Origin of the sequence: Brotaphodocola sp. (genome assembly GCF_050873065.1) — a bacterium.
Taxonomy (GTDB): Bacteria; Bacillota; Clostridia; order Lachnospirales; family Lachnospiraceae; genus Brotaphodocola.
In genome coordinates this window covers 16,473-36,832 of sequence record NZ_JBNMIC010000014.1, presented here as the reverse complement: position 1 = coordinate 36,832, position 20,360 = coordinate 16,473, and the positions used below count along the sequence as shown (strand labels likewise).

General features: G+C 49.2%; 16 protein-coding genes. 3 read left to right on the top strand and 13 right to left on the bottom strand.

Going from position 1 to position 20,360, the window contains the following annotated elements:
• Positions 1-15: 15 nt before the first annotated feature.
• The 13 genes from cobJ to ACR0QE_RS05615 all read right to left on the bottom strand — a co-directional run bounded on the left by cobJ (position 16) and on the right by ACR0QE_RS05615 (position 15,542).
• Positions 16-744, bottom strand: coding sequence for a precorrin-3B C(17)-methyltransferase (cobJ, locus tag ACR0QE_RS05675; RefSeq protein WP_432627393.1), 729 nt, complete (start codon positions 742-744; stop codon positions 16-18).
• 55 nt (positions 745-799) lie between these two features.
• Positions 800-2,413, bottom strand: coding sequence for a precorrin-2 C(20)-methyltransferase (cobI, locus tag ACR0QE_RS05670; RefSeq protein WP_432627392.1), 1,614 nt, complete (start codon positions 2,411-2,413; stop codon positions 800-802).
• 228 nt (positions 2,414-2,641) lie between these two features.
• On the bottom strand, positions 2,642-3,385 hold the full coding sequence (locus ACR0QE_RS05665) for a hypothetical protein (protein WP_432627391.1): 744 nt from the start codon (positions 3,383-3,385) through the stop codon (positions 2,642-2,644).
• Positions 3,378-4,187 (bottom strand): ABC transporter ATP-binding protein, encoded by an 810-nt coding sequence (locus ACR0QE_RS05660; protein ID WP_432627390.1) that lies wholly within the window; start codon positions 4,185-4,187, stop codon positions 3,378-3,380. Before ACR0QE_RS05660 ends, ACR0QE_RS05665 begins: the two co-directional genes overlap by 8 nt.
• Positions 4,188-4,210: 23 nt before the next feature.
• Entirely contained in the window at positions 4,211-6,415 is a 2,205-nt protein-coding gene (locus ACR0QE_RS05655) for a M13 family metallopeptidase (RefSeq protein ID WP_432627389.1), read from the bottom strand.
• A gap of 290 nt (positions 6,416-6,705) precedes the next feature.
• Positions 6,706-7,707, bottom strand: coding sequence for an isocitrate/isopropylmalate dehydrogenase family protein (locus ACR0QE_RS05650; protein ID WP_432627388.1), 1,002 nt, complete (start codon positions 7,705-7,707; stop codon positions 6,706-6,708).
• A gap of 188 nt (positions 7,708-7,895) precedes the next feature.
• The gene (locus ACR0QE_RS05645) at positions 7,896-8,906 is read right to left on the bottom strand and encodes a hypothetical protein (protein ID WP_432627387.1); all 1,011 of its coding nucleotides are present in this window, start codon (positions 8,904-8,906) and stop codon (positions 7,896-7,898) included.
• A gap of 223 nt (positions 8,907-9,129) precedes the next feature.
• Positions 9,130-10,914: an ABC transporter ATP-binding protein gene (locus ACR0QE_RS05640; RefSeq protein ID WP_432627386.1), complete on the bottom strand. Its 1,785-nt coding sequence runs from the start codon at positions 10,912-10,914 to the stop codon at positions 9,130-9,132.
• Complete coding sequence (locus ACR0QE_RS05635; RefSeq protein ID WP_432627411.1) at positions 10,907-12,661, bottom strand: ABC transporter ATP-binding protein; 1,755 nt, start codon at positions 12,659-12,661, stop codon at positions 10,907-10,909. The genes ACR0QE_RS05640 and ACR0QE_RS05635 overlap by 8 nt, the downstream gene beginning before the upstream one ends.
• Positions 12,662-12,747: 86 nt before the next feature.
• On the bottom strand, positions 12,748-13,365 hold the full coding sequence (locus ACR0QE_RS05630) for a TetR/AcrR family transcriptional regulator (RefSeq protein ID WP_432627385.1): 618 nt from the start codon (positions 13,363-13,365) through the stop codon (positions 12,748-12,750).
• A 174-nt stretch (positions 13,366-13,539) separates the two neighbouring features.
• The gene (locus ACR0QE_RS05625; protein ID WP_432627384.1) at positions 13,540-13,776 is read right to left on the bottom strand and encodes a hypothetical protein; all 237 of its coding nucleotides are present in this window, start codon (positions 13,774-13,776) and stop codon (positions 13,540-13,542) included.
• Between the two features lie 17 nt (positions 13,777-13,793).
• A complete protein-coding gene (locus ACR0QE_RS05620) occupies positions 13,794-14,705 on the bottom strand; it encodes an AEC family transporter (protein WP_432627383.1) in 912 nt (303 codons plus the stop codon).
• A gap of 282 nt (positions 14,706-14,987) precedes the next feature.
• Positions 14,988-15,542 (bottom strand): biotin transporter BioY, encoded by a 555-nt coding sequence (locus ACR0QE_RS05615; protein ID WP_432627382.1) that lies wholly within the window; start codon positions 15,540-15,542, stop codon positions 14,988-14,990.
• A gap of 199 nt (positions 15,543-15,741) precedes the next feature.
• On the opposite strand from ACR0QE_RS05615, the gene ACR0QE_RS05610 reads away from it, so the two are divergent.
• The 3 genes from ACR0QE_RS05610 to ACR0QE_RS05600 all read left to right on the top strand — a co-directional run bounded on the left by ACR0QE_RS05610 (position 15,742) and on the right by ACR0QE_RS05600 (position 20,265).
• Positions 15,742-16,824, top strand: coding sequence for a hypothetical protein (locus tag ACR0QE_RS05610; protein ID WP_432627381.1), 1,083 nt, complete (start codon positions 15,742-15,744; stop codon positions 16,822-16,824).
• A 194-nt stretch (positions 16,825-17,018) separates the two neighbouring features.
• Positions 17,019-18,791 (top strand): arginine--tRNA ligase, encoded by a 1,773-nt coding sequence (argS, locus tag ACR0QE_RS05605; RefSeq protein WP_432627380.1) that lies wholly within the window; start codon positions 17,019-17,021, stop codon positions 18,789-18,791.
• A 115-nt stretch (positions 18,792-18,906) separates the two neighbouring features.
• Positions 18,907-20,265, top strand: coding sequence for a hypothetical protein (locus tag ACR0QE_RS05600; RefSeq protein WP_432627379.1), 1,359 nt, complete (start codon positions 18,907-18,909; stop codon positions 20,263-20,265).
• Positions 20,266-20,360 lie beyond the last annotated feature (95 nt).

The following is a 20,360-nucleotide window of genomic DNA, read 5'->3' as shown; positions in this document are numbered from 1 at the left end:
TATGTATCCTATAATTTAGATGCGATACCCTCTCGGCGTCACCATTCTTCCATCAATCTCTTTCGTCTGTGAATTTCCGATGAACACGGTCGTGAACATATCCACCTGCCGGTTTGCAAGCTCAGAGAGCTTCATCACCTCGGCATGTTCTCCGTCTCTTCCGATCTGGGAGACGATTCCGCAGACTCTCTCCTCCCCGATCTCTGCCTGAATGATCTCGCAGGCGCGCTTGAGATAGTCGGCGCGCTTCTTGCTCGACGGATTATAAATGCAGATCACAAAATCACCGGCAGCTGCCATTTTCAGGCGCTTCTCAATCTTCTCCCATGGAGTGAGAAGGTCACTCAAACTGATGACCGCAAAATCATGCATCAACGGTGCTCCAAGCACTGCTCCGCCTGCAAGCGCCGCCGTCACACCGGATACCACCTTGACCTCACAATCCGGATACTCTTCCCCGATCTCAAGCATCAGACCCGACATTCCGTAGACACCGGCATCCCCGCTGCACACCATCGCAACTTTTTTGCCTTTCTGTGCCTCCTCAAATGCGAGACGACAGCGCTGTGCCTCCTGACGCATCGGTGTCGTCAGATAAGTCTTCTCCGGAAGCATTTTTTTCATCAGTTCCGCATAAACCGTATATCCAACGATCACATCACACGATTCCAGCACCTCTCTCGCCTCGATCGTCATCTGTCTTTCTTCCCCGGGTCCCATTCCCACAACGTAAATCTTGTTCATCAAGTTTTCCTCTCCGCCACTGCTCTTTTTGTTTTTTCTCGTATTCTCTGAAATCCTAGTTTCTTTTTTCCTGCTTTTCCTTTACAATCACAAGCGAATAATATCCTGCACCGTCGTGGATCTCTTCCAGGCTCCGGCAGATTTTCTCGCCCGGAAGCCCGCAGTTTTCCACCATCATCGCCTCCATGCCGGACTGTGCAATCTCCTCTTTCACCTGATCCAGATTTTTGCCCATCTTCATGATGACCTTTGTTCCCGGAAGCTTGAGTCCCTCCTCGATCTGTCCCGGCTGAGACAGCACATGAAGCTGATCGGAATTCTCCGCAAGGCCCACATTCAGCGCTGCTGCCGCTGCACAGAATGACGGGATTCCGTTGATCAGTCTCGCCTCATACCCAGCCTCCTGAACGAGGCGGTGAATATACAGATAAGTTGCATACAAGGTCACATCCCCGAGATTTAAGAAACCGACCTGTTTGCCCTGTGCGAGAAGATTCTCCACCTGCTCTGCAGCTGTCCGGTGCGCCTGTGCAAGCCGCTCCTTATCGCGGGTCATCGGAAGTTCCACGCCCACGCACGGTTTCTCCTCCACCTCCGGAATCGCGCGCTGTGCGATCTGGTACGCAATGCTGCTGCGGTAATCCTCTCCCGGAACCATCAGCACATCGCACTCCCGGATTTTGCGGACTGCCTTGAGTGTCAGAAGCTCCGGATCTCCCGGTCCGACACCGATTCCCCAGAGAATTCCCGGAACCGTTTTTCCGGAATGATTCTCCGTCTGAGCATCCTGTGCATACTTTTCCTGTGCGCATCTGAAGGCATCCTCTGCATGATCCACATACATCCTGCGGATCTCCGGATACTCTCCGAGTCCCTCAAAACTGCACTCCACCTCGTATCCCTGACGAAGGAACTGATTCTTCCATGAGTCTTCCTGATCTCCCGCCATATCGATCATCACGTGGTTTCCTGCTACAATCAGAAGCGGTGCAAGCAGAACACGGTCCGGTTTCTGATCTCTGACTGCCTGCATCATCGCATCAAGAGTCGGGGATGCCTCGACCGTTCCGATCAGAAGATTTCCTGCCCCGTCGTCCGTCAGATGTCTCTGAAGACGCTCGTAGGAGAAATTTGCGACATGCTCTGTTCCATGTCCCATCAGCACAACTGCCGTCCCCGGAACACGGTATGCTGCAAACTTGTTTTCCAGAATCTCTGCCAGACGCTGATAGTCTTTCTCATCCGTCAGAAGCGGTTCTCCACACGCAAACCAGCGGAAAAGATCCTGATATCTGCGGATTGTTCCCATCATCCGATCGTACTCAAATCCGCGGATCACATGGGTCATCTGGACAAGAACTTCCTCATACCCTTCTGCGAGCAGACGCTCAAATGCCTGCTCCACATCATCCACCCAGGTTCCCTCGCGCTCTCTCATGATTCTCATAATCGTCGGGCTTGTAAAAGCGCGGAAGAAATCATATTCCGGAAATGCTTCTCTCATCTCCGCCTCAATCGCATCGATCGTCTTCGCACGCGTCTTAGGATAGCTTGTTCCGAAACTGATTACGAGAAGCGCACGCTTTTTCGCCTTTTCCTGTGCTCTTTCCTGTGCATTCTTCTGTGTACTTACCTGTGCACTTTCCGGCACTTCGTTTTTATTTTTCATCTGTCTTTCCATTTTTCTATGCTGTCCTCTGCTTTGTCCTTCTATCTTCTATCTTCTATCGTCTAGCTTCTAAAACCTAAAATCTTTAAGTTCCAAATAATCTCCCTTATCATACCATGAACCGCGCGGAAACACCAACCAAAAAAGAGGAAGACTTTGCAATCGTCACTGTACAGCAACTTACCGTCTTCCTCTCTCCCTGACACACTCCTTTATCTTTCCGTTATCTTAAAACTCCAGTTCTCTCTTCTTAAATAAAAATACGGTTATTCCCCACACAAGCACAAAGTAAATCGCAATTCCCAGAAAGCTTGGAAAATTGAATTTTCCAAACACAAGCTGAGTCTGGAATTTTCCCAGAATTGTCGTATAAGTGAAACTCTTCAGATGCAGAAACGCCACAATATCATTGTCGGAAAACTGCTCTATAATCACGTTTACCGGATCAATCATCACAATCCAGTACAGCATCATCCAGACACCTCCGCTCTGAAAATAGAACAGGACAATCGAGATCACCGATGCATAAAACAGGACATTCATCCAAGTGCACAAAAGAACAATGCTCATCTCCCCAATCTGCTCCGGCAGAATCTGAATTCCCGTCACAAGCCCAAACACAAGACTGCACAGATACAGCACCATCAGATCCAGAAACATCACTGTTCCAAGTCCTGCAATTTTTGTCATCACAACCTGTCGGCGGGAGATTCCCGAACCGATCGCCATCTGCATGGTTTTCGCCTTAAAATCTTCCGAGAAAGCAAAATTTGTCTCAAAGAAACCTGCGAGAATCCCCACAAGCTCTATCACCGATGCAACAGCGGCCGTATAATTGACAGAGTTCCAGACATCATGCTGTGATTTCCACACCAGAAATATCATACTACTGACAAGCAGAATAAAGAGCCAGAAAAGTCTCGGCAGGCGGCGATTCAACCGGTATAAATCCGCACGGATATAGTTAATCATGTTTTTCTCCCTCCACAACACTAAAGTAGAAATCTTCCAGAGTGCGCGTCTCGCGCTCCTCACTGAGGATATGGATTCCCGCCTCCTCAAGCACTGCCTTTGCACGCTCAAGATCATCCACCGAGATTCTCACTGCTTTCTGCTCCAAAACCAGATCTTCCTGAGTGATCGTCTTCAGCACACTTCCCCCATTCACAATTCCAAAACGGTGAGCGGTATGCTGAAGTTCCCCTAAAATATGTGAGGAAACCACGATCGTCATTCCGTAATCGCGGTTCAGTTTCTGGATCAGCTCACGGATTCCCGCAATTCCCTGAGGATCAAGGCCATTTGTCGGCTCATCAAGAATCAGGATCTCAGGATTTCCCATGATCGCATTTGCAATTCCGAGTCTCTGCTTCATTCCCATCGAATAGCGGCTTACCGGTCCCTTTGCATTCTCAAGTCCGACGATCTCGAGCACCCTGTCGACTTCCTTCTTATCGCGGATTCCCTTCATCCGCCGATAATATTCCAGATTTCTTCTTCCACTTAGATACCCGAAGAAATCAGAGCCGATAAAAAATCCCATCTTCTCTCGTCCCTTGTCGAGATCCGTTCCACTCCCATTCAGCTCCATTGTCCCTTTCGAGTACTCCGAGAGTCCGAGAATCAATTTAAATATAGTAGTCTTTCCTGCTCCGTTTTTTCCAACCAGACCGAAGATATCGCCTTTCTGGATATCCAGATTGACATTCGACAACACCTTATGTTTTCCGTAGCTTTTTTCAATTCCTTTTAAAGAGATAACCGTCTCACTCATCGTCATTCGCATCCTTCCATTTCTCACCACACAACAATTCGTTTTTCTTTTTCCAGATACATGCCATCCTCCGGCTCAATTCCATACGTCTCCAAAAATTCATCGAACTGCTGAAGCGTCACATTCGTTCTGAGAAAACCAAGCGGATGCTCGTCCGAGAAATATGCCGTCTCTCTGCCGTAAGTATGCTTGCAGCACCAAAGTTTTGCATATGACCGGAAAAATTCATCATAGTCAAACGAGTCCTTTTCTTTTGCAAGGCGAAGAATACTCTTGACTCCTCCCATATCTGCAATGGCCTCTCCCGAAACCCTTTGTCCCTGATAACCTGCCTCACCCGGAACCGGTGTCAGACTGCTATAATACTTGATGAGTCTAGAAGCACGGAGCTGGAATTTTTCTTTGTCCGCAGCAGTCCACCAGTCCAGATAATGACCATTTTTGTCAAACTCATATCCACTCGTATCAAATCCGTGCGTGATCTCATGACCTGCAACACTTCCGAGCATTGCCATATTTCTCTCATAAGAAAACTCTTCACTGAACATAAGATCTCCCGCCATAATTCCAGCCGTAATGTTGATGGAATTGTCAGTCGGCTGATAAAACGCATTCACAATGGTCGTGGGCATCAGATCCATATCCCAGTCACTGCGATCAACCGGCTGATTGACCTTTTCATCGATCCGACTTATCTCAAATTGATTGATAGATGCCACCATATCCACGAGTGTATCCGATTCTTTCAGATTCAGCGTTGTGTAATCCTTCATCTTATCCGGATAGAGAATATGGAATCCCATATAATCCAGTTTCTCCAGAGCCGCTTTTCGGGTCTCCTCCCCCATCCAGTCTGTATCTTCAAGAATTTTTCGAAATCCTTCTGCCACTTCCCTGATCATCGACGACAGCGCCTGTTTCTCGGAGGCTGTGCAGTAGCGGCCGATATACATTTCCTGGTAAGCACCGGAGAGATAATTCTCTATGTAATTTTCCAGAAAGAACTCTGTCTCCGGATCAAAAGCAGGTTTTTTCTCCTCAGAATCATCCGGAGTCTCTTCTTTTTTTTCTTTCTCAGCCGGACTGAGCATCTGTGCCATATCATAAGTATCACGATCCAACAGCTCAAGAGAACACAAAATGGTGTGCACCATATAATAAGACTTGATCTCTTCCAGCCGTTTTTCCGTATACAATTTTCCAACCTGCTTCACATACTGCGGCTGTTCAACCGTAAATGTCTCCGAATCCCCGAGACCGTAAGTATCCAGAATCTCAAGCAGAGGATAATTTCCCTGAATTTTTTCCAGTTCTTCTCTGTTATAGACCTTTCGATCTTTTGTCAGATATTTTTTCGTCTGACGTTCCGCCGATGATGTCATGTTTTTTGCCAGTTCGGCCTCAAACAGGTAATTCTGTTTTAAAATTCTGCGGATCTGTACTTTCTCATATCCCAGCATCCCGAGCACACGGTTGACCAGAGCATCCGTCATCTCTTTGTACCGGATTCCATCCCCGCTGACCTGCAAATACTTGTATGGTTCCTGCAATGCAACCGGTGCCTGTGTCGAGAGCATCACCGTATAAACCTCTCCGTTCTTCATCGGAGCTTCAACTGAAAACGGAATCAGAAAATCCATAGCCAGATTCTTTCCATTCTGGTTTTTCAGATAGGCCGTCATCTCATCGAGCGTCTGAATCTCCTCAATCGCATTCAGATACGACACAAGAGGCTGCGCACCCTGTTCATTTCGCGTCTCCCAGTTTCCCGCGCACGTCATCATCTGGTGAACAAGATCCTGTACATGAATCAGCTGATTCTGGCTCATCACCTCGGGATCGAGACCATCCGTATTCTCAACATCCAGCTTCAACATCTGGCTCTGGCGCTCATCCATGATATCCTGAATTTCTGAAAAGATTGATTTTTCCGGCTCCTCTTCGCTGAGTTTCGTGTCAAGAATCCAGTCCCGATTCACTGCCGTGAAGAAATCATCTTTCTGGTTGACCGAGGTCTTTGCATCGATTGCACCCTCAATCTCCGAATTGATCCACTTGGAATCCCCGGAAATCGTCTGCCCCGCTTTAACCGGCGATGCGTATTTTTCCAAAACATCTTCTGCCGTGCTACTTGCCTCGATTGCCGTGCCTACTTCCCCGCATCCTGAAAGTGATACGGCTAAGACAAGCAAAAACGCCATCACCCGGCTTCTCCACTTTTTTCCCATTCTTTCCCTTTCCTGTTTTTGTTGTTCGTTTTTTTGTTGTTCGCTTTCCTCTTTCTCTGTTTGGGAATTTTTTTCTTTTTTCTTCCTTTCATCGGTTTTTTCATTTTTCACATGTTTTATTTTATCATATTTTGGGAAATTCTGGAGAATTATGAGAAATTTTAAAAAAAGCATAAAAAATCTGTGCACCAGTCTCCTCACAATCGTCCGAAACATTATGACAGAAATCTGATGCACAATTCTTTTAAAGCATTGAATCTTTTGATAATTGAATTTTTTGGTAAAAGAATTTATTTTATTTTTTTGATGATCGCATCCCGGTACTCTTCCGTTGTCGCCATTCCGTGAAGATCCGGTGTCAGGCAGGTTCCATCCTCAAGAACTTCATCAACTGCCCCGCGGATTTTTGCTGCGCAATCTTTCTGACCGAGATACTCCAACATCATGCAGGCAGACCACAAAAGGGCAGTCGGGTTTGCGATGTGCTTTCCCGCAATATCCGGCGCACTGCCGTGAACAGCCTCAAACATCGCATAATCGGTTCCTAGATTGCTCGACGGCAGAAGTCCGAGTCCGCCGATCAGACCACTCGCCAGATCAGAAAGCAGATCGCCATACAAATTCGGCGTCACGATAATGTCAAACTGATTCGGATTCATCACCATCTGCATACAGGTATTGTCAATGATTTTGTCATCGTGCTCAATCTCCGGATACTCTTTCGCAATCTCCTCAAAGATGCTCAGGAACAGGCCATCCGACATTTTCAGGATGTTGGCTTTGTGGACGCAGGTTACTTTCTTTCGCCCGTGATTCTTCGCATACTCAAACGCATCGCGAATGATTCTCGTGCTCGCTTTTCGGGTGATGATCTTTGTCGCATGGACGGTGTCCTCATCGATCATCTTCTCCACACCGACGTAGAGATCCTCCGTATTCTCCCGGAAAATTACCATATCCACATTGGAGAACGGGGTTTTCACCGCAGCGTTTGATTTAGCAGGGCGAATGTTCGCATACAGGTCATACTTATTCCGCAGTGTCACATTCAAGGAACGAAAACCGTGACCGATCGGGGTTGTGATCGGGGATTTGAGCAGAACGCGATTCCGCTCAAACGACGCATAAGCCTCATCGGGAATCAGCGCACCATTTCGCTTCCACTCTGCTTCCCCGACATTGAAAATCTCATAATCCAGCTCTGCGCCCGCTGCTTCCAAAATTTCCAGAACGCAGTCTGTGATTTCCGGTCCGATACCGTCTCCCTTAAACACTGTGATCGTCTTTTTCATAATTTTGACCTCCTGCTCTTTGCCGTATCCTTCTGAAGCCATCTTTGCATCCAGATTTCCAGAAGGATTCCTTATCCTGTATGCTTTTGTTGTTGCTGTATGAAATTTTTTCCAATAGTAGCACACCGGGCATTCAAAGTCAATAGATTGTGGCAATCACAATGTATTGCTTTTGATTTAGAACAAGCTTACTTATATTTGTATTTGTCAAAACGATCTCTGAACATTGCCACGTCACAGCTAACCGTGTCGCTGCTTCCATCCATATATTCTACAATAGCTTTCGTAACTTTTATATAATCTATTCCACTGTTATACCACACACATTCCCATCCCGGCATATTATTCGCTGTTTTTGCGTACGATGCTTTATCCAAATATACTTTTTCGTGTGTAATATTTGTATAATAATAAGGCTTATCTGTATCCCTTCCCAAAATAGTAAGAATGCTCGATGTCAGAGAATACGTCACTTTTCCAATCCCTTCATCTGGCTCAAATGGACCTGTTGCTTTGCATGTTTTTGTAGAATAGTTACGAACCGTACACTTGACTGGATCGTCCACCTTATTATACGGTGTCATTTCAAAGGAAATATATTTTATTGTCTTTCCTGAATTATTTCTAAACAGAATTCCCGGAGTAACTCCACCCACACTGTTTACTGTAAATCCTCCACTGATTACATCCACCGGATATACCAGATTTGAAAATGCCTCATCCTGATTCTTGGATTCTTCCGTATTTGCTGACTCTGATTCCGATTGTGATTGAGAGTTATTTTGTTCAGAACTTTCTTGCTGATTCTGCTCATTCTCACCATTTGGATTCGTCCACCTTGGCACATTTGGATTCCATAGTCCATCTCCATCAATCCAATAACCGTCAGGAGTCATTGCATTCATCAAAATATGTCCATTTTCGTCCGCATAACTATCACCCCCACCCATTTTAAACCATCCAGTCTGCATAACTCCATTGATCGCTTTAAAACAGTACCAATAGCCATCAATCTTGATTGTCTGTCCTTCTGCCCGTTTTCCATTCGGTAAACGATATTTCCAACTTCCATCTTCCTGATACCATTCACCACCACTCTGATCCCACTGCGGCGTTTCACTGGTTACTGCCAGTACTGGTTGTGTACACCCCAGTGCTAATAAAAGTGACATCATTGCCAATACTTTTCGCTTTTTCATCGTTCTCTTCCTCTTTCCCTTAGTGCATATTAACGATTGCCCAATATTATCTTGCTCTCATTAGACGTATCTTTTTAGCAACTAAGTTTTCTTTCTCAATGAGTATACCAAATCTCTCATCTGAAATGGTCGCCCTGAAGGTGACATTTTCCCTACAAAGCAAAAACCGCCCGGTCACCTGCAAGGGATTTTCCTCCCCTACAAATGACCGGGCGGTCTGAAATCAGTTCGTGCAACTCCACTTCTGGCTTGCGCGCTGAAGTTCCGTCATATGGCGGAAGATTCCTTTCTGCTCCATCAGCGCTTCCGGTGTTCCCGACTCCGCGACGACGCCATCTTTTAGGACAACGATCTGGTCCGCGGTTGCGACGGTGCGCATGCGATGCGCAATAATCAGAACCGTTTTGTCTTTCACAAGCTCAGAAACTGCCTGCTGGACAAGCGACTCATTCTCGACATCGAGGGAGGCGGTTGCCTCATCCATCAGAATAATCGGCGCATCTTTCAGCAGCGCCCGTGCGATTGAGAGTCTCTGACGCTCACCGCCAGAGAGTTCCGAGCCATTCTCCCCAATCACGGTCTGATAGCCATCCGGAAGGCGTTTGATGAATTCCTCACAGTGGGCGATACGCGCCGCTGCCATGACTTCCTCATCCGTCGCAGAACTTCTTCCAATCCGGATATTTTCCATGATCGTATTGTTAAACAGCATGACGTCCTGAAAGACGATCGAAACCTGTTTTAAGAGCGTCTCGGGATCGATCTCGCTGATCTTCTGCCCGCCGATCGTGATCGTTCCGGAAGTCGCATCCCAGAAGCGGGCGACGAGCTTTGCTGTCGTGCTCTTTCCTCCGCCGGACGGTCCGACAAGGGCCGTGATCTGTCCCTGCTTTGCAGAAAACGAGACATCTCGGAGAACGGTTTTTCCATCCTGATAGGCAAAGCCCACATGGTCAAAGACAACATCATATCCGCGATTTTTCATTGCCTTCTCTCCGCTCTGGACCGGCTGATTCTCAATCTCTTTCATCCGCTCCACGACGAGAAGCGCCGAGAAGACTGCGGAGAGATTTTCAAGACAGCCCGTCAGCGGACCGTAGATTCTCGTTGCCGCAATCATAAAGATCAAAAACGTCAAAAGTTCGAGTGACCCATCCGCAAGCATGTGCGCCCCGGCAAGAACTGTCGTCGCCACTCCGATTTTTAGAATCATCTGAGTCGCCGTGACAAGAATTCCATTTATAAATTCCGTCTTTCTCGTCGCGTCTTCCGCCGCATCGAGTTTCGCATCAAGCGCCTTAAGATAGCGGTTCTGCATATTGTTGGCGCGAATATCGGAAATCGTCTCGATACACTCCTGAATTCCGTCTGACGCAGAGAGCTTTTTTGCTTTCTGTCTGCGCTCAGCACGGTCGACAACCGGACGTACACTGACCGCAATCCCAAACGAAACCGGAACGACCCAGAGCATCGCAATTCCCAGTTTCCAGTTAAAAATCATCATCACAATTCCAATCAGAACCGTCGAGCAGAATGCACCGATCAGCTCCGGGATGAAATGGGACAGAGCCGTCTCCATAAATGCACAGTCGGACATGATCGTCGTCGTCAGATCCGCGAGATCTCTCTGACCGAAAAATGCGAGCGGAAGTTTCCGGAGTTTCTCCGCAATGCGGATACGCATCCCCGCACTCTCCTGGTAAGAGGAGAGAAACGTCGCATTATACTGGTGGTACGTCAGCCCGAAAATCAGAGCCAGAACAATCACCCCGACAGCGATGTCCTGCGCCACATTACCTGTATTCACTGCTGCCCTACCCGCTGACGGCGAAATTATGCCCGGTGCAAGCGCAAGAACCGGTGCAAAGAGGTTCGCAAGAAAAATCGTCAGGATTCCCATCGGAAACATCAGCCCGATGTTGCTGAGCGTGCAGGCGATCGATGCTCTCACAAGATCTGACGCTCCCCGTTCACTGAGCGCAAATTTGTTCTGAAGATATTTACGCATTTCTCTCACCCACCTTCCATTCTGCCGCTGCCTGATAATCTGCCCACATCTTTGAGTAGATCCCATTCTGTTCGAGCAGTTTGCGGTGCGTTCCGCACTCTGCGATCGTCCCCGCCCGCATCACAAGGACCTGATCTGCCCCGCACACGGTCGAGAGCCGGTGTGCAATCATCAGCACCGTCTTTTTCCGGATCAGCTTCTCAAATGCTTTCTGAATCAATGCCTCATTGTCGGGATCGGCAAATGCCGTCGCCTCATCGAGCACAACGATCGGGGCGTCTTTTAACAGTGCCCGCGCAAGCGCAATTCTCTGACACTCTCCGCCGGACAGGTAAACGCCCTTCTCTCCGACTACAGTGTCGAGTCCCTGCGGCATTTTTTCAATGATGTCCCTGCACTGTGCCTCAAGAGCGACCTGCATGACTTCCTCCCGGGAAGCATCCGGGCGACCTGCACGGATGTTTTCGAGAAGGGTTGCCTTAAAGAGGTGGCTGTCCTGAAAGACAAAGCTGACCTGACGCATAAGTTCCTCGGTGTCCATCTCGCGGACGTCGACTCCGCCAATCAGGATTCTCCCCTGATCCACGTCAAAAAAACGCGGAATCAGGCTTGCAACCGTGCTCTTTCCTCCTCCGGACTCTCCGACAAGCACTGTGCAGGTACCCGGCTCTATCCGGAACGAGACATGCTCAAGCGCATTCTTTCCGTCCTTGCGATAGGAAAAGCTCACGTCATCAAACTCCACAGCAGTATCTTCGGGAGTTTTCGGATGTTTCGGCTTTAAAAGTTCCTCCTTACGCATAATCGCAAGGATTCGCTCAATCGCATCTTTTGCAAGCATCGTGTTCTCGCTTGAGTGCATGATCTTGTCCATCATCGTCACGCACACCGGTGTGAACAGCAGATAAAAGACGAGATCAAGCGCCGTGTCAACCGCCTGCTGTCCCGATGAGAGATCACCGACCAGAAGGACTCCCGCTACAATCAGAAAGAGAAACGCCGAGTGGATCGCCGTCGTATATCCACACATCGGAAGCCGCAGGGAGATCGTGTAGCTCACCGACCAGTCCCGGAAGCGCAGAATCGCCTCGTGAAAATTTTTGAATGAGAAAACACTCTGCTGAAATGTCTTTACAACCGGAATTCCGCGCACATATTCGACTGCCTCATTGTTCATGTCACCGAGTGCATCCTGATACTGGTCCATCTTTTCTTTAAGCTTTGGCCCTGCCATCCGGCTTAAGCACACCGCACCGATTCCCATCGGGATCAGACTGATCAGTCCAAATCTCCAGTCAAAAAATAATAACAGAATCAAAACCGCAATCGGAGTGACAAAAGCTCCGGTCAGATCCGGAAGCTGATGGGCAAGATACGTCTCTGTCTGCGCTGCCCCGTCATCCACAATCCGCCGGATTTTTCCGCTTCCGATCTGGCGAATCGTTCCGATCGGAAGTTCCATCAGGCGATGCATTGCCCTGCTCTTTAAATTTCGCGCCGTCCGAAACGCCGCAAAATGGGTGCAAAGAAGTGCCAGAAAATACAGTGCCATCGATCCGAGCGCCGAGGCAACTGCTTTCCATCCACATAAGATCAGCGCCTGCGCATCTGCCACCGGCCAGCTGCAAACAGCGGTCTTAATTGCACTCCACATATACAGATAGGGAAAAAGTCCCACCACTGCACTGATCCCCGCAAGCAGACATCCAAGTCCCGTCAGATAACGGTAACTGCCTGCGAATGTCATCCATGTGACGTTCTCTCTTCCTTTCCCGTTTTTTCCATTTTCTTTGTTCACTGCGTCCTTCTTTCCCGGTTTCAGGGATTCCTGTTTCAGGACTCAATCAGACTGAGCCAGCCCGCATGCTGAAACCTGGACAGAATCAGGGCATCATGCACCGCCTGCTCCTCCGGCACCTCATGGGAGACAAACTCCTGAATCTGCTGAAAGAATGAACGGCACAGAATATGAATCAGTGTATCACTCATCTCGGGCATTGTTTTTCCGATCTGTCTCATCGCCGCCAAAAACTCCCGGCTCGATTTCTCCTCAATCTTTGCGAGCTGATCCATGAAATCCTCGCAGACTGCCGGATTTCCCCCGCTAAAGAACAGGCGAAATGCCTCAAAATTCTCATAAATATAGTGAATCATCTGCGGAATGTATTCCTCCACAACCGAGGTCAGCCGCCCCGGCTGGTTTTCCGGAGGAAGTTGTGCAAATTCCTCATGCACCTGTCTGTACCAGTCCAAAAGTCCATATACCACATCCCCGGTCAGCGCCTCAAAAAGCGCCTCCTTGCTCGCAAAATACCCGTAGATCGCTCCGGTCGTCACCGATGCTTTCTGGGCAATCCGCCGCATGGATGCCTTCTCATATCCGCAGGAGAGAAATTCTTCTCTTCCTGCTTCCATGATTGCCTGAACCGTTTCTTTTTTCTGAATTGCCATGGAAATTCCTCTCTGTGTTGTCAATGTTATTACCCGTGTTACGAATTTTCTTATTCTGTAACAACGTTTTATAACAGCGTTATATAACACTGTTATTATCGCACAGACAACCTGTTTTCTCAAGATTTTAAATAATCATTTTTTCTCAATAATCCAAGAACCAGTAACCCATAACTAATAAGAAGTCCGCACCAGCCGACTGCCGGCGGCAGCAAATGCATCAAAACCAAGAAACCGCCCGATCATCATCGAGTCAACCACCCCATATCCCTGCTGAAGAATATTTCCGCAGAGAAGAGGCAGTGCCAGACGAATGATCTGACGGTTTGCTGAGCCTGTAAGCATTGGATTTTCCATATGAATCTCGTTCTGTGCACGTTTTTTCTGATGTAAATCCATATTCTTAGTCATCTTGTATTTCTCTTTTCCTAGAGCATCACAACGAGTGCCACTGTGATCAGAACGATGCTGACCAGAATGGAAATCGAGTTGACCGCACTAGACAGTCCAAAATCTCCTTTGAGTTCCGCGGTAAATGCCGGAGCGATGCTCGCAATCGGCGCAAGGAAGGTGATCACAAGCGCCTGGCGGTACTCAAGCGGAAACGGAAGGAAAAAGTACGATGCCAGCGCAAAACAGATTCCCACAAAATAGCGCGCAGAGAGAATTCTCACGATATCTCCGATCTGCTCCCGATCCCCGCTTAAATGGAAACCGACTCCGATCATCAGCATTGCCATGAACACGTTCGCATTTCCGATGATTCCCGCATACTCAATGATCGGCTGCGGCAGAGACAGATGACAGAATGCCAGCACCGTCATAAACACATACGTCAAAAGCGGAATGCTGCTGCAAAGTCTCTTCAGAATCGGGCGGAAATCAAATTTTCCATTTCCCGACTTTACCATATCTGCGACGCTGCAGGAACCTCCCATACAGATAAAGCTGTTTCCACAGTCAAACAGGCTGACCGCCATGACTCCGACCGGTCCGAGAAATCCCTGTGCAAACGGCATCGCAAAGTTTCCAATGTTGCATCCGGAAATATTTAAGATCGCAAACGCCTGATGTTCGCGTCCTCTCTTCCGGTAAAGGACTGCGCCGACCCCGATCATAAATACGCCGAACAAAAATCCCATCACCATCAGAAGCAGCATTGAAGTCTCCATCTCTCTCCCCGAGAAATTCGTGATGATCGCCGCTGTGAGCGTGATCTTGACCACAATCTTGCTCAGAACATGGAAATCATCCTCTGCAAAAAATCCAATGCTTCGCAGAACATATCCAAGCAGAATGATTCCCACAAAACAGGCGGCATGAACCAGTATCTCTCCCATAACTTTTCCCTCTTTTTCCTCTTTCTCCTTTGTTTTATTGTCTTTTTCGTCTCGTGCATCCGCTTCCCATCACGCACTCGACTTTTATCTTATCATTTTAATACAATCATCCCAATCCCGCAAGAAAAAGGTGAAGGACAAAAAAACACACCGGCAGCCATAAAACTGACTGACAGTGTGTTTTTGTCTCACTGTAAGTATCCTGATCAGGTCCCCTGAGTGTGAAAAACTCATACATCTGAAATGAACAGATCCCCGATCAGGAATCCGCAAAAAATACCACTAAGAATAAATCATCATCTGTGAGATCACCGGCTTGAGCCGTGCTGCCACAACTGCTGCAAGCACACAGAGGATGTAATCCGGTGCCATGGTGCCCACACAGTACACAACAAAGATTTCCTTCCAGCCGATCGGATTCGCAAGAAGGAAGTTCGCGATCAGATAAAAATAGATCAGACCCATTCCATAATATACCACAAAGCCTGCGGTCGCCGGAATCATCATCGGAAGCGCACGCGTCGCATGCATCCGCTCACTTAAGAATCCCATCGTCCATGCTGCAAGCGCAAATCCTAACAGAAAACCGAAGGTCGGCTTCAGCAGATATGCCGGACCGCCGCCCGTCGCAAACACCGGAATTCCGATCAGACCCACAATCAGGTAAGTACCGACACTTGCAAATGCCTGATTGGAAGAAAGCAAAAGCCCCGCAAGCAATACGAAAAACCACTGCATCGTGAAATGCATATCCGTCAGCGGCATCGGGATCGTTATTTTGATGAACGCCCCCGCTGCAATCAGTGCAGCAAACAATCCACAAACCGCAAGATTCATGGACGCACCCCTCTTTTGTTTAATCAACTCATTTTCTCCTTCCCTGTTCCGTATTTAACAATTTCATTATAACAGGTTTTCCATCCATATTCCATTACTATTTTTTTTATAAGTCCCTTCCGGAAAGTCTCTGCATTTCTTGACATTTGCAAAAATGCGCGCTATATTGTAGCAAATTCATAAAAAGGAGCCGATCATTATGGTTTGTCCAAGATGTGGACGAAAATCATCCGGAAAAATCTGTGTCTGGTGCCGGAGCGGCAGAAATCTGTCCGAATATTCGATCAAAGACTATGACAAGTACAGCGCAGAGATCCCCGAAGAAGATTCATATATACAAAACGATAACAATGATAACACGATCCCGCAAAATGGCGGCACGGAAGAAGCAGAATCCGAATCACCGTCTGAGAATACAAGAGAACAAAAGGATCCCATCGATCCAAACGGCCGCGGGCGTTCCCGCAAAAAGCGGGTGGCCAGACAGCCCCAGAGAAGTTCTGAGCGCAATGACAAAAAGGACCTGAAGAAAAAGAAAGAGAAAGACAGCAAAATCCGCGCGATGCAGTCGGAACTCGAAGATTTGAGAGCGCGCCAGCAGGAACATGACCGGCGGGAACGCGACCGGAAACGTCAGGAAAAGCAGGAGCGACGCCAAAGTGCCCTTGAAGCGAAACGGCAGAGCCGGGAGATTCTTCGCTCTCCGGCAGGTCAGGCGGAAAAAATTGAAAACACCGCCCAAAAGGTGATCGTCGAAAAAACGGTAAAAGAGCCCGTCAAGGAGACAGTAAAACCGGCCGTTCTGGCGATCGTCGGCTTCTCCCGTCTTCTCCAGCTCGCCTCCGCCGTTCTCATGGCACTTCTGACCGTGATGAGCGCATTCTCGTTCTGGCAGAACAGGGACGGGCTTGGAGGAGTGATGACGATCGTCGACGAGCGAAACTACGGACTTGCACTCTATCTCGCATCCGCCGCAGGGGTGATCTTTTTCGGAATGATCTGGACGCTCTGGATCATGAGCCGCAAAGGCGCCGGCGGTGAAGTCCGCATGAAGACTTATGATACCGGCCGTGGACTGATCCCGTTTCTTCTCTGTCTCGGAGCGGTCTATGCCGTGACCCGTCTTTCCGATCTTGTGCCGGAGGATGGCGCAATGTGGCACGGAATGGCAAAGGCAGTGGCTGCCGGAGTGACTGCGGTGCAGAGTGAAAGCCGCCAGCTGATGCTCGTGAGCATCGCAGGTGCCTCTCTCTCCCTGATCCGCAAACTACTGCGCGTGTGATGCCGCAGCAAACTCTGTTTCCGCCGGTGCGGCAGGTGCAGTGCACAAACGGGAATCAACGCAGGAAATAGAGCGGGAAAGCTGAGAGAAGCGGGTTGTATTTTCCTGTGAAATCCATTATAATTAGAAATCAGTCTGAAGAAATCGGAAGAACTCTGAAGAATATTGAAGAAGAAAAAGGAGAATTTGAGAACGTGAAGAAGATTCTGAATCTGATCGAAGACAAGATGCGCAAAGCGTTTGAAGCTTGCGGCTATGAAGCCTCTTACGCAAGAATTGTGCTGTCCAACCGCCCGGACCTGTGCGAGTACCAGTGCAACGGCGCAATGGCGGCAGCAAAGGCATACAAGAAAAAGCCGATCGATATTGCAACAGCTGTTGTGGAGAACTTAAGCGGGGATGAGATGTTTTCTGAGATTACCGCAGTTATGCCGGGATTCATCAACCTCCGTCTGAATCCGCAGTACCTTGCTGATTACCTTGGCGGTATGCAGAAGGAAGAGAAGCTGGGTCTTGAGGAGACCGGACACGGTGAGACGATCATCGTCGACTACGGCGGCGCAAACGTGGCAAAGCCGCTTCATGTCGGCCATCTGCGCTCCGCAGTCATCGGTGAGGCCGTAAAGCGCATGGGTAAATTCCTCGGCTACAACATGATCGGTGATGTCCACCTCGGTGACTGGGGTCTTCAGATGGGTCTGATCATCGAGGAGCTGCGCGACCGCAAGCCGGATCTCGTCTACTTTGATGAGTCCTACACCGGAGAGTATCCGGCAGAGGCACCGTTTACGATCAGCGAGCTTGAGGACATCTACCCGACCGCAAGCGGAAAAGCGAAAGAGGACCCGGCATTCAAGGAGCGCGCACAGACGGCAACCTTCAAGCTGCAGAATGGCTACGCACCGTTCACCGCAATCTGGAAGCACATCATGGCTGTCTCCCTCGCCGATCTGAAGAAGAACTACGGCAACCTGGATGTTCACTTTGAGCTCTGGAAGGGCGAGAGCGATGCCCAGAAGTACATCCCGTGGCTGATTCAGGATCTTCAGGACAAGGGACTCGCACATGAGAGCGAGGGTGCCCTCGTTGTCGACATCGCAGAGCCGACCGACAGCAAGGAGCTTCCACCGTGTATCGTCCGCAAGTCCGACGGTGCTGCACTGTACGCAACCTCCGATCTTGGAACAATCATCGAGCGCGAGAAAGATTTCCAGCCGGTAAAATACATCTACATCACGGACAAGCGTCAGGAACTGCACTTTGTCCAGGTATTCCGTGTGGCAAGAAAGGCCGGCTATGTGAAGCCGGAGACCCAGATGATCCACATCGGTTTCGGTACGATGAACGGAAAGGATGGCAAGCCGTTCAAGACGAGAGAAGGCGGCGTAATGCGCTTAGAGCGCCTGATTGCTGACATCGACTCTGCTGTTTACGACCGTATCATGGAGAACCGCACCGTGTCTGAGGAGGAGGCAAAGGAGACGGCAAAGATCGTCGGTCTTGCAGCCTTAAAGTACGGCGATCTGACGAACCAGGCATCCAAGGATTACGTATTCGACCTCGACCGCTTCATCTCCTTCGAGGGAAATACCGGTCCTTACATCCTGTACACGATCGTTCGTATCAAGTCCATCCTGAACAAGTATCAGGAGACCCAGGCAGGAAATGCTCCGGCAGATGCAAAGATTCTTCCGGCAGCAGGCACCGCAGAGAAAGATCTGATGCTCCGCCTTGCACGTTTCAACGATGTGATGGAGAATGCGTTTGCTGAGACTGCACCGCACAAGATCTGCCAGTACATCTACGAGCTGTCCAATGCCTTCAACAGCTTCTACCACGACAACCGGATTCTTGCCGAGGAAGACAAGGCCCGTCAGGCAAGCTGGATTCAGCTGATCACCCTGACCAAAGATGTTTTAACTACCTGCATTAACGTTCTCGGATTCGAAGCTCCGGAGCGCATGTAACGTAAAGGCTACATGCAAAGTAAAAAGCGCATATAAAACAGGTAAAATCAGAAGCGCCGTTTTTACGGGGATCCCGACAACCAAGCAAAATGGATCCCTTTCAAGAAAGGACATCATGAGACTACTCCACACTCTTTTTGCTGCTCTGCTTCTTTCCGTCTCCGTGCTCTCCCCCGCTTACGGGGCGGACACGGATGCGACGGCAGTTCCGACTTCACCGGTCATCACGAGCAGCCGTGGAATCCTGAAGCCGAAAGACATCCTGAGCACATCCACTTCCGTTCCCGAGACCGTTTACCGGCCGGGCATCTACCAGATTGGAACAGATCTGCCTGCCGGGGAATACGTGATCTTCACTCTGACAAACGGAATCAAGGGTTCTTACTCCATTCTGTCCGACACGAGTGACGATGCTCAGGTGCTCGACCACGCATCCTTTCCGTACAACTCGATTGTGACCCTGAGTGAAGGGCAGGTACTCAAGCTGACCAGATGCAGCGCCTCCCCGATCTCAGAAGTCACGCAGATCGATCATTTCTACGGAAATATGTACAAGATCGGTTATCATATCCCCGCAGGAACCTACCGGCTCAAGCGCGCAAAAAACGCGCAGGCAGGCGTCGCTTTCACCCTCGCATGGCCGAGCAACACTTACGACTCTGTGATCGACTACATGGAGGTGACGGACAATGCGGTAATCACTGTCCATGAGGGACAGTATCTCCAGCTTGAGGATTGTCTGCTCGCAGCCACTGCGACTGCCGACGACATCAAGCGCTACCGCATTCCGACTGCATCGGAAACCGCAGCTGCCGAGGAGGAGGCGCTCAAGCGCCAGCAGACCTCTCCGGTCCTCGTCTCGGGCGATCTCGTCCCCGGACTTTCCACCTCGACATCCGAGCCGGTGACCTCCTACCCTGCCGGAACTTACCAGGTCGGTTCCGATCTCCCTGCCGGAGAGTATGTTCTTCTCTCCCAGTCAGATGATCCCGGAGTCTACATGATCTCCCGCGAAGCCAAACCGGATGACCATGATGATCTGATTGACTACGGCGGAATTCAAAACGACGCGATTGTTGAGGTTGAGGAAGGCGAATACCTGACTTTCGAGAATGCATCCGCCTCCCCGATCTCTGAGGTTCCGGATCTCGACTATCGCAGTGCGACGGAATTCAAGGTCGGCGTTCACGTTCCTGCCGGAACCTGGTATTTCGTGAGTGATGATCCGGACAACACCGGCATTGTCTTTGTCATGTCTGCAACCAGACGCCAGTACAAGGACATGATCTCCATGAAATACATCGACACCACACCTGTTCCGATCACCCTTGAGAAGGGACAGTACCTGCTGATGATGAACTGCCGCTTCACCGCGCAGACCGCATCGGTCAGCGGCCCGGGCGCGGACTCTGTGGGCACAGTCAACTCGGCAATCCAGACTCTTCTTGATGCGATCAAGCAGTTAGGAAACTGATCCATTTATAAATCGTGGATCATAAATCATGTTTTACGAAAAAATACCACTGGGAGACATCCAACCAGTGGTATTTTTCTTTTGGTATTTTTCTT

Excerpts from the sequence above, each read along its gene's own strand:
- cobJ (WP_432627393.1), bottom strand. The coding sequence starts at position 744 with ATGAACAAGATTTACGTTGTGGGAATGGGACCCGGGGAAGAAAGACAG.
- cobI (WP_432627392.1), bottom strand. The coding sequence starts at position 2,413 with ATGAAAAATAAAAACGAAGTGCCGGAAAGTGCACAGGTAAGTACACAG.
- ACR0QE_RS05665 (WP_432627391.1), bottom strand. The coding sequence starts at position 3,385 with ATGATTAACTATATCCGTGCGGATTTATACCGGTTGAATCGCCGCCTG.
- ACR0QE_RS05660 (WP_432627390.1), bottom strand. The coding sequence starts at position 4,187 with ATGAGTGAGACGGTTATCTCTTTAAAAGGAATTGAAAAAAGCTACGGA.
- ACR0QE_RS05655 (WP_432627389.1), bottom strand. The coding sequence starts at position 6,415 with ATGGGAAAAAAGTGGAGAAGCCGGGTGATGGCGTTTTTGCTTGTCTTA.
- ACR0QE_RS05650 (WP_432627388.1), bottom strand. The coding sequence starts at position 7,707 with ATGAAAAAGACGATCACAGTGTTTAAGGGAGACGGTATCGGACCGGAA.
- ACR0QE_RS05645 (WP_432627387.1), bottom strand. The coding sequence starts at position 8,906 with ATGAAAAAGCGAAAAGTATTGGCAATGATGTCACTTTTATTAGCACTG.
- ACR0QE_RS05640 (WP_432627386.1), bottom strand. The coding sequence starts at position 10,914 with ATGCGTAAATATCTTCAGAACAAATTTGCGCTCAGTGAACGGGGAGCG.
- ACR0QE_RS05635 (WP_432627411.1), bottom strand. The coding sequence starts at position 12,661 with ATGACATTCGCAGGCAGTTACCGTTATCTGACGGGACTTGGATGTCTG.
- ACR0QE_RS05630 (WP_432627385.1), bottom strand. The coding sequence starts at position 13,365 with ATGGCAATTCAGAAAAAAGAAACGGTTCAGGCAATCATGGAAGCAGGA.
- ACR0QE_RS05625 (WP_432627384.1), bottom strand. The coding sequence starts at position 13,776 with ATGACTAAGAATATGGATTTACATCAGAAAAAACGTGCACAGAACGAG.
- ACR0QE_RS05620 (WP_432627383.1), bottom strand. The coding sequence starts at position 14,705 with ATGGGAGAGATACTGGTTCATGCCGCCTGTTTTGTGGGAATCATTCTG.
- ACR0QE_RS05615 (WP_432627382.1), bottom strand. The coding sequence starts at position 15,542 with ATGAATCTTGCGGTTTGTGGATTGTTTGCTGCACTGATTGCAGCGGGG.
- ACR0QE_RS05610 (WP_432627381.1), top strand. The coding sequence starts at position 15,742 with ATGGTTTGTCCAAGATGTGGACGAAAATCATCCGGAAAAATCTGTGTC.
- ACR0QE_RS05600 (WP_432627379.1), top strand. The coding sequence starts at position 18,907 with ATGAGACTACTCCACACTCTTTTTGCTGCTCTGCTTCTTTCCGTCTCC.